The organism is Actinoplanes sp. NBC_00393, from assembly GCF_036053395.1.
GTDB lineage: Bacteria > Actinomycetota > Actinomycetes > Mycobacteriales > Micromonosporaceae > Actinoplanes.
The window spans coordinates 8,690,590-8,700,000 of sequence record NZ_CP107942.1 but is presented as its reverse complement, the minus strand read 5'-3'; the positions used below and the strand labels follow the sequence as shown (position 1 = coordinate 8,700,000).

8 protein-coding genes and 3 tRNA genes (1 of these 11 only partly in view) are annotated in these 9,411 nt (G+C 70.7%); 7 read left to right on the top strand and 4 right to left on the bottom strand.

The window, feature by feature from the left end:
* The 4 genes from OHA21_RS40295 to OHA21_RS40280 form a co-directional block, all read right to left on the bottom strand.
* On the bottom strand, positions 1-629 hold the 5' portion of the coding sequence (locus tag OHA21_RS40295) for a Rieske 2Fe-2S domain-containing protein (protein ID WP_328464270.1). Its footprint begins 241 nt before the window's first position; 629 of the gene's 870 nt are visible here — the first part of the coding sequence; it begins with the start codon at positions 627-629; the stop codon falls past the left edge of the window.
* A gap of 40 nt (positions 630-669) precedes the next feature.
* Entirely contained in the window at positions 670-2,037 is a 1,368-nt protein-coding gene (locus OHA21_RS40290) for a dihydrolipoyl dehydrogenase family protein (RefSeq protein WP_328464268.1), read from the bottom strand.
* A gap of 127 nt (positions 2,038-2,164) precedes the next feature.
* Complete coding sequence (locus OHA21_RS40285; protein WP_328464266.1) at positions 2,165-3,478, bottom strand: cryptochrome/photolyase family protein; 1,314 nt, start codon at positions 3,476-3,478, stop codon at positions 2,165-2,167.
* 1 nt (position 3,479) lies between these two features.
* A complete protein-coding gene (locus OHA21_RS40280; RefSeq protein ID WP_328464264.1) occupies positions 3,480-4,367 on the bottom strand; it encodes a phytoene/squalene synthase family protein in 888 nt (295 codons plus the stop codon).
* 69 nt (positions 4,368-4,436) lie between these two features.
* Here OHA21_RS40280 and OHA21_RS40275 point away from each other — a divergent pair, with 69 nt between their 5' ends.
* The 7 genes from OHA21_RS40275 to OHA21_RS40245 all read left to right on the top strand — a co-directional run bounded on the left by OHA21_RS40275 (position 4,437) and on the right by OHA21_RS40245 (position 9,082).
* Positions 4,437-5,549 (top strand): polyprenyl synthetase family protein, encoded by a 1,113-nt coding sequence (locus OHA21_RS40275; protein ID WP_442874978.1) that lies wholly within the window; start codon positions 4,437-4,439, stop codon positions 5,547-5,549.
* 37 nt (positions 5,550-5,586) lie between these two features.
* Positions 5,587-7,074, top strand: coding sequence for a phytoene desaturase family protein (gene crtI, locus OHA21_RS40270; RefSeq protein WP_328464262.1), 1,488 nt, complete (start codon positions 5,587-5,589; stop codon positions 7,072-7,074).
* Positions 7,071-7,622 carry an isopentenyl-diphosphate Delta-isomerase gene (gene idi, locus OHA21_RS40265; RefSeq protein WP_328464260.1) on the top strand — a complete coding sequence of 184 codons (552 nt, stop codon included), beginning with the start codon at positions 7,071-7,073 and terminating at the stop codon, positions 7,620-7,622. Before crtI ends, idi begins: the two co-directional genes overlap by 4 nt.
* Positions 7,612-8,604, top strand: a complete 993-nt coding sequence (locus OHA21_RS40260) for a MerR family transcriptional regulator (RefSeq protein WP_328464258.1) — start codon at positions 7,612-7,614, stop codon at positions 8,602-8,604. Before idi ends, OHA21_RS40260 begins: the two co-directional genes overlap by 11 nt.
* 183 nt (positions 8,605-8,787) lie before the next feature.
* A tRNA-Glu gene (locus OHA21_RS40255) sits at positions 8,788-8,860 on the top strand.
* Between the two features lie 57 nt (positions 8,861-8,917).
* Positions 8,918-8,991: transfer RNA gene (locus tag OHA21_RS40250), tRNA-Asp, on the top strand.
* A gap of 14 nt (positions 8,992-9,005) precedes the next feature.
* Positions 9,006-9,082: transfer RNA gene (locus OHA21_RS40245), tRNA-Phe, on the top strand.
* The last annotated feature ends 329 nt before the right edge of the window (positions 9,083-9,411 follow it).

Below are 9,411 nucleotides of genomic sequence, written 5' to 3'. Positions count from 1 at the left end.
ACCGGCACCTCACCCGCACGCCGCACCGCGGGCTTGCCCTCGGGCAGCGACGCGAGCGAGCTGACTTCGGTCCACTCCTCCGGGAGACGCGACACCTCGGTCGCCGCGTGGCTGATTCCGGCGCCTTGGGCGTACGAGAGATGGCCGCCCAGATAGGCACCTGCTCCCGCGACCGACAGGCCGGCGAAGGCCAGCACCTTGCCCTGCTGTTGCCGCCCTCGGAGCCGGGCCACCAGCGACCCCGCGTAGAGACCGACCGCGATCGCGTTGGTCACCGCGTGGACCAGACCGACTCGCCGCCGGTCCTTGGTGAGGTCGGACCAGTCCACCCAGCCGGCGATCGCTGCGGGGGCGACGCCGGCGGTGCCGGCCGCGATCAGCGCGGTGGCCGCCTTCTGGGTGCCGGGTACGAGGCGTTCCGGGAGCAGGTCGAGGACGGCCGCCGACATGAAGGCGCCGACCGGCACCTGCACCAGGACCGGGTGCAGGGGATGCCCCAGCCAGGTCCCGTGCAGCAGGTCACGCAGCCGCCGTGGCCGGACCACGGTGGTGACTGCCGCCTGAATCTTGTCGCTCGCGCCGTCGAGGGCGTCCGCCTGTTCGAGCCGGGAAATCGCCTGCCGCAACATGTCTTTGGCCGTTCCCCGACGGGGCCCGGCCAAACACGGCCTATCCGAGGTTGAGGGCTTTCAGGGCGTCGCCGATGCCGCGGTGGAAGGTCGGGTACGCCCAGATGTTGCTGAGCAGTGTCGAGACCGGCACCTCGGCGTGCACCGCCACCGACAGGGCTCCGATCATCTCCCCACCGGCCGGCCCCGCCGTGGTCGCGCCGACCAGCACGCCACGGTCCTGATCGGCGACCACCTTGATCAGCCCTTCGTTGCCCGGCCCGTGGATGAAGCCCCGTGAGGTCGCTGAGAGCGGCACCAATCCGACGCGCACGTTCAGACCGGCGTCGACGGCCTGCTTCTCGGTAAGGCCGACAGCACCGATCTCCGGGTCGAGGAAGGTGACCCGCGGCCGCGCCCGGTAGTCGGCGCCGGGCCCGCCCTGGCCGAGGATGTCGCGGACCGCGATGTCGGCCTCGTACATGGCCATGTGGGTGAAGTTGCCGTTGCCGGTGACGTCGCCGACCGCCCATACGCCGTCAGCCGCGCGCATCCGGTCGTCGGTCGCGACGAACCGGGCCGACGGGTCGATCCCGACCCGGTCGACGCCGAGGTCCCGCAGGCGGGCGGCGCGGCCGGTGGCGACCAGCAGCTTCTCGCCGGTCAGAACGGTGCCGTCGCTCAGGGTGACCGTGAAGCCGTGGTCGTACTGGACGTTCGTGGCGCGGACGGCGGTGTGCAGGCGTACCCCGTCGGCGGTCAGGGCTTTGGCGGCGACTTCGGAGGATTCCGGTTCCTCCATGGCGAGCACCCGGTCGGAGCCCTCGATGATCGTGACCTGGACGCCGAAGCGGGCGAACGCCTGGGCGAACTCGCAGCCGATCGCACCGCCGCCGAGGACCAGCAGGGAGGCGGGCAGGGTGGGGGTCTCGACCGCGTCGCGGTTGGTCCAGTACGGCGTGCCGGCGAGACCGTCGACCGGTGGGATCACGGCCACGGTGCCGGTGGCGAGGACCAGGCCGCGGGAGGCCGCGTACTCCTGATCGCCGACCCGGATCCGGCCCGGGCCGGTGATGGTGGCCGTGCCGCGTACGAAAGTCCCGCCCTTGCTGGTGAAGCGATCCACCGCGACCTTGTCGTTCCAGTCGTCGGTGGCCTCGTCCCGGATCCGCTTCGCGACCGGTGCCCAGTCCGGTTCGACGGTGGCGGATCCGGCCAGACCGGGGATCCGCCGCGCCTCGGCCAGCGCGGTGCCGGCCCGGACCATGATCTTCGTAGGAATGCATCCCCAGTACGGACACTCGCCCCCGACCAGGGTGTTCTCGACGCCGATCACGTTCAGGCCGGCCGCGGCGAGCCGGCCGGCAACCTCCTCGCCGCCGACCCCGAGACCGACGACCACCACGTCCACTTGCTGTTCTGTGCCCATGCTGTCCACCTAAGCAAGCGGACCGGCGCCGAGAAAGCCCAGGGGCGCGAGGCCCGCCGGTGAACGTTTTGACGGACGCAACCTCCGACGGGCCTCGCCCACTGCCGCCCGGGGCGCCGGGCGGAGCTCAGGGCCGCAGCCAGACCGCCTCGTCCCGGTGCGACTCCAACGGCCCGGGGTAGTCGAGGCTGCTGCGCACCGGATCCGGGAGGCGCCAGGGCTGGTGAACGGCGGCGCCGTCGATCCCTTTCAACTCCGGTACGTAGCGACGAACGTACACGCCTTCGGGGTCGAATCGGAGCGCCTGCCGAATCGGGTTGAACCGCCGGTAGGGACGGGTGTCGTTGCCGGTGCCGGCCACCCACTGCCAGTTGCCGGAATTGTTCGGGACGTCCCCGTCGAGCAGCCAGCGGAAGAACCAGTCCACACCGAGCCGCCAGTCCAGGCCGAGGTGCTTGGTGAGGAACGCGGCGGTGATCAGCCGGGCCCGGTTGTGCATCCAGCCCTCGGCACGCATCTGGCGCATGCCGGCGTCGACCACCGGCACCCCGGTGAGCCCGTCCTTCCAGTGCTGCAGCGCATCCTCGTCGTAGCGCCAGCCGGTGTCGCCGGACTGCCGCAACGGCTCGGTGGAGAGCTTCGGGAAAGCGCTCGCGACCTGGTAGTAGAAGTCGCGCCAGCAGAGCTGGCGGACGAAGGCTTCGGCGCCACTCGATCTGGCTGCCGCGGCGACAGCCAGTGGCGAGACACAACCCCATCTGAGGTACGGGCTGAGCCGGCTCGTCCCGTCCGCCGGCAGATCGTCGTGCGCGTCGGCGTACCCCCCGATCTGCCGCAACCAGGCGCTCAGCCGGCGCCGTCCGATGGTCTCGCCGCCCTCGGCGGCATGCGGTGACTCGCCCTCGGGGATCGCCGGCAGCTCCCCGGCCGCGATGCCCTCCGGCAGGGTGATCCGTCGCGGTGCCGGCACCTCGGCCCGCCAATCAGTCGCTGACCAGGCGCGATAGTAGGGCGAGAAGACCCGGTACGCGCTGCCGCCGCCGCCCGGTCGCACCTGGCCGGGCGGCACCACGGTGACGCCCGGGGTGATCTGCAACTCGATCCGGTGCCGGTCACACTCGGCTCGCAGGCGGCGTTCGCGGCGGCGCGCGTACCCGGAGACGTCACCGGCCACCATGATCCGTTCCGCGCCTGCCTGGCCGGCCAACCGCATCGCTTCGGTGACCGGATCGCCCTGCCGGACCACCAGGTCGCCGCCGAGGCCGCGCAGCGACCCGCGCAGATCGGCCAGCGACTGGTGCAGGAACCGCGACCGGTTCGTGGAGAGCTCGCTCAGCGCCGGGTCCAGCACGTAGAGCGGAACGATCGGGCCGTCGCCGGCGAACAGCGGGTTGTCGTGCACCCGCAGGTCACGGGTGAGCAGGGCGATCGTGACGGCCATCTCAGGCGGCCGTCCGGACCGGGGTGCCGGGCCGGGTGAGCAGGCTGCGGACGGCGACCGCGACCCGGCGCTGGTTCGGCACGGTGGCCCGCCGGCTGAAGACGTCGTATCCGGCCGCCTCGATCTCGTCGAGGATGCCGCCGTAGAGCTGGAAGGCGGTGCGCATGCAGGCCTGGGAGGCCGGCTCGAGCAGCGGGATGCCGGGTGCGGCGGCCGCGTAGTGCTCGCGGGCCCGGGCCACCTCGGCCTTGATCAGTTCCTTGATCGCCGGGGTGGCGACACCGCGCTGCAGGATCCGGCGGGTCACCCCGTACTCGGCGAGGTGTTCCTCGGGCAGGTAGATCCGGCCGCGCTGGAGGTCCTCGGCAATGTCCCGGATGAAGTTGGTGAGCTGGAAGGCGAAGCCGAGCTGGCGAGCCGGTTCGCGGGCCGCGACCGGGTCGGACGAGCCGAGGATCGGCAGCATCATGGTGCCGATCACCGCTGCCGAACCCTCCATGTACTCCAGCAGGTCGTCGTAGGTCCGGTAGCTGGTGACGGTGATGTCCATCGCCATGCTGTGCAGGAACTTCTCGAAGTCCACCAGGTCCAGGTCGAAGACCGCGATGGTGTGCAGGACCGCCGGCAGCAACTCGTCGTCGGTCGGCTCACCGCGCAGGCCGGCCAGGAACCGCTCGGACCACGCGGTCAGCAGCGCGGCCCGCTCGGCGGACGGCCGCGACTCGGTGCGGTCGACGATTTCGTCCGCATATCGAGTGAATCCATAGAGGGCATGCACATGCCGTCGCTTCCACGCCGGTAGCAACCGGGTCGCGAGGTAGTAGGTCCGGCCATGCTCGCGATGTAGCTCACGGCAGCGCGCATAGGCCGCCGCCAAATCGGTACTCATCCCGAGCCTCCCGGCAGAATCGACGCACGAATCGACGCAACTTCTGGAAGTTAGGGTACGGTACTGCTCGTGGCCAATCACACCCTCGAGGGAAATCGTCTCGAAGCGATCCCGCGTCAGGCGGTTTCACACCATGCGCTGATCAATGCCGTCGAGGGGACGCTGGCCGACTTCCTCACCTGCCAGATCGCCGCCCTGGACGCCGTCGACCCCGCCCTCGGCGGATTCGCCCGCACCACCCGTGACCTGGTCATGGCCGGCGGCAAGCGGATCCGGCCGACGTTCGCGTACTGGGGGTGGCGGGGTGCCGCCGGCCCCGCTGAACAGCTCGAGCCTGTTCTACCCGCGCTCGGCGCGCTCGAACTCATGCACACGTTCGCTCTGGTGCACGACGACCTGATGGACGAGTCGGACACCCGGCGCGGGCGGCCCACGGCACACCGGTTGTTCGCGGCGCAGCACGGCGCCAAGTTCGGTGGGTCGGCGGCGATCCTGGTCGGCGATCTCTGCCTGGTCTGGGCGGATCAGCTGCTGGCGCGTACCCCGCTGCCCGCCGCGACCCTGCTGGAGGTCCGCAACCGCTACGACCGGATGCGGGTCGAGGCGATCGCCGGGCAGTACCTCGACGTCCTCGGCGAGACCGATCCCGGCAGCTGGTCGGTGGAACGCGCACTGGTCGTCGCCCGGCACAAGACGGCGAGCTACACAGTGCAGTGGCCGCTCAGCTTCGGGCTGGCCATGGCCGGCGGTGACGCCCGGATCGAGGAGGCGTACCGGCGGTACGGACTCGCGGTCGGCGAAGCCTTCCAGCTGCGCGACGACCTGCTCGGCGTCTACGGGGACCCGGCGGTCACCGGCAAGCCCGCGGCCGACGATCTGCGCACCGGGAAGCCGACCACCCTTCTGATGCTCGCCCACCAGCTCGCCACCCCCGAGCAACGGGCCGAGCTCACCACAGACCTCGCCGGAGCCGTCATCCCCGCCGAGGGCTCCGGCGAGCTGACCGCCCTGGCCCGGCGCGCCCGTCTCATCGCGGAGACGGGCGCGCCGGCCCGGATCGAGGAGATGATCCGGGCCCGGGTCGCCGAGGGCGTCGCGGCCCTGGCCGACGCCCCGATACGCCCGGACGCGCGAGCTGCCCTGATAGAGCTGGCCACCACCGCGACGCAACGCCCGGCATGATGAACATCCCCTCCCCCCGATCCTTTGGAGCCGTGACGTGCGTACCGTGACCGGACCCACCGACCGTGTCGTCGTGGTCGGTGCCGGCCTGGCCGGACTGGCCTGTGCGCTGCATCTCGCCGCGGCCGGACGCCAGGTCACCGTTGTCGAACGCGAGCCGATACCGGGCGGCCGGGCCGGCCGTCTCTCGATCAGCGGCTACGAGTTCGACACCGGACCGACCGTGCTGACCATGCCGGAACTGATCGCCGAACCCCTCGAGGCGGTCGGCGAGAAACTGAGCGACTGGCTCGAGCTCACGCCGCTGGACCCGGCATACCGGGCGTACTACCCGGACGGGTCCACTCTGGACGTGCGCACCGACACCACCCGGATGGCGGCCGAGATCGCCCGGGTCTGCGGCGCCCGGGAGGCCGACGGATATCTGCGGTTCGTCGACTTCGCCCGGAAGCTGTGGCAGCTCGAGCGGAACCACTTCATCGACCGGAACCTGGACACCCCGGTCGACCTGATGAACCTGAACCTGTTGAAACTGCTCGGGATGGGCGGATTCCGGCGGCTCCAGCCGAAGATCAACGAGTACTTCCGGGATCCCCGTACCCAGCGGATCTTCTCGTTCCAGGCGATGTACGCCGGGCTGGCTCCGCACGACGCCCTCGCGATCTACGCCGTCATCGCGTACCTCGACTCGGTCGCCGGGGTCTACTTCCCGGTCGGAGGCATGCATGCCGTGCCGCGCGCGCTGGCCGGCGCCGCCGAGAAGCACGGCGTCACCTTCCGCTACGACACGACGGTGGAGAAGGTCACCACGGCGAACGGCCGCGCGACCGGCGTGATCACGGCGGGTGGCGAGCACATCCAGGCTGACGTGGTCGTACTCAATCCGGATCTGCCGATCGCGTATCGCGATCTGCTTCCGCAGCGGCGCCAATGGCGCCCGCTGCGTTACTCACCGTCGTGTGTGGTCCTGCACATCGGCTCCAGCCAGGCCTACTCCAAGATCGCCCACCACAACATCCATTTCGGTACGGCGTGGAAGGGCACTTTCGACGAAGTGATCAACAAGGGTCTGCTGATGAGTGACCCGTCCCTGCTCGTGACGAATCCGTCGCACACCGACCCGACCGCGGCGCCCGACGGCAAGCAGTCGTACTACGTTCTCGCGCCCGCGCCGAACCTGCAGGCCGGCCCGATGAACTGGCGCGGCGGACTGGACCGGCGCTACGCCGACGAGCTGCTGCGGGTGCTGGAACGCCGCGGGTACGTCGGATTCCGCGACGGGGTCGAGGTGCAGCGGATCATCACTCCGGCCGACTGGGCGGACGAGGGCATGGCCGCCGGCACGCCGTTCGCCGCCGCGCACACCTTCGCCCAGACCGGCCCGTTCCGCCCGTCGAACCTGCACCCGACGCTGGGGAACGTGGTCTTCACCGGGTCCGGCACCCAGCCCGGGGTGGGTGTGCCGATGGTCCTGATCTCCGGCAAACTGGCCGCCTCCCGGATCACCTCTCGGAGCAACGCGTGACGGCACGGGAATCCCATCTGGTCGAACTCGTCGACGAAGTCGGCACCGCTATCGGCTCGCTGACCGTGCAGGAGGCACACGACGCTCCCGGGCGGCTGCACCGCGCCTTCTCGGTCTTCCTCGCCGACGACACCGGGCGGGTGCTGCTGCAACAACGGGCCGCGGCGAAGACCCGCTTCCCGCTGCGCTGGGCCAACACGTGCTGCGGGCACCCGGCGCCGGGCGAGGACCTGACGGTCGCCGCGGGCCGCCGGCTCACCGAGGAGCTCGGGATCGACGCGGTGCCGCTGACCGAGGTCGGGGTCTACACGTACCGCGCCGAGGACCCGATCACCGGACGGGTCGAGCACGAATACGACCACGTGCTCCTCGGCCGCGTACCCGACGGCATCGAGTTCCAGCCCGACCCGGCCGAGGTGTCGCGACTGCTCTGGGTGACGCCGTCCGAACTGCCGGAACGGGTGGCGGGCGACCCCGGGTCGTACGCGCCCTGGCTGGCCGGAGTCGCCGCCCGGCTCCTGGCATCGGAGCGGTCGGGTGGCAAATGACGGGCTGAGCGCGGGCGCGGCCGCACGCCGCCTCGGCGTCGCGGTGACCACGCTGCGCACGTGGCATCAGAGGTACGGGCTGGGCCCGAGCCGCCACGAGCCGGGACATCATCGGCGGTACACCGTCGAGGACATGGTCCGTCTGCAGGTCATGCAGCGGCTCACCGCGCAGGGCATCGCACCGGCAGAGGCGGCTGCGTGGGCTCGGCGCTCGGACGCCGTTGGTCCCGGTCTTCCGGAGGGCTCGGCTTCCGATCCCGATGTTCTGGATGGCCCGGCTTCCGGTGCCGGTTCTCCGGACGGACTGGCTTCCGGTCCGGCTTTTCCGCAGGCGCCGGCCGGCGGGGGACCGACCATCGCCCTGGGTGGCCGGGCTGATCCCGCTGCCCGAGGGCTGGCGCGCGCCGCCATGCGCCTGGACGCGCCGTCGATGCGCTACATCATCGAGGGCGCGGTCACCGGCCGTGGCGTCGTCCTCGCCTGGGATCGCGTGATCATGCCGGTGCTGATCGGTATCGGCGACCGCTATCAGGCCACCGAACGTTACGTCGAGGTCGAGCACCTGCTGTCCCGCACGGTCACCGAGGTGCTCGCCGGCGTACCGAGGCCGCCCCGGGACCGGGCCCCCCGCGTCCTGCTCGCCGCCGCCGACGAGGAACAGCACACGCTGCCCCTGGAGGCGCTCGCCGCCGCGCTGGCCGAGAACGGGGTGCCCAGCCGGCTGTTCGGCGCCCGGGTGCCGTCTCGGGCGCTGCTGGACGCTGTGAATCGAACCGGGCCGGCCGTTGTGGTGCTGTGGTCCCAACTGCCGGCCACGGGCGGGGTCGAACAGTTGGCGCGGCTGCTCGGCGTACCCCGTCCCCCGCTCCTGATCGCGGCCGCCGGCCCCGGCTGGCCCCTCGCCAACCTGCCCCCCGAAGTGACCCCGCTCGGCAATCTAGGGGACGCGGTCCGGGCCGTCACCGCTGCCGCCGCCGGATAGCCGACGCGTTTCCGCAGGTCAGAGACGCGTGGCAAGAAAAGGGGGTACCGATTTGGAGACCGCTCGGGGGATCACATATGCTTTGCAGGCCTCAAGCGGGGCGGGCCCAAAGCCATCAAGGCAGGCAAGCCACCAAGCACTGCTGATCGCACAGCCAGCGCGATATGCAATGATGGCGGAGTTGCCCTCATCGTCTAGTGGCCTAGGACGCCGCCCTTTCAAGGCGGTAGCACGGGTTCGAATCCCGTTGGGGGTACTGGTAAGTTAGTGGCGCAAGCGGCTGACAAACCGGAGCAAGACAGTTACGTAGCAAGGTCCTGTGGAGCAGTTGGAGTGCTCGCCGCCCTGTCAAGGCGGAGGTCGCGGGTTCAAGTCCCGTCAGGACCGCAACACCACCTCACGGCCAGGTAGCTCAGTTGGTACGAGCGTCCGACTGAAAATCGGAAGGTCGGCGGTTCGACCCCGCCCCTGGCCACCAAGCTCTTCGCCGGGCTTTGAGCGTCGTCCACCTGCGGAAACGTACGGTGGACGTTCTGCTTTCCGGGGCCGTTTCGCCCTCTCGAAGTCACCCTCTGGTGACCGCAGATTCCCCATGATCGCCGTCGCGAGTCGCCCGCCGGCCCGCGCCGGGCGCAGCCCAGGACAAGGATCCGGCCCGGGGAGACGCCGCGGGCCTTTCTTGTACCTCAGCTCTCTGCTGGGTCGGTCTCGGCCGTGTCCGCGTGCGGCGTGTCCCGCTCGTGGCTCGGTGCCGCGAAGGTGGGCGGCGCACTGGGCAGAGATTCATTGCCGGGCCCGCGGATGTGC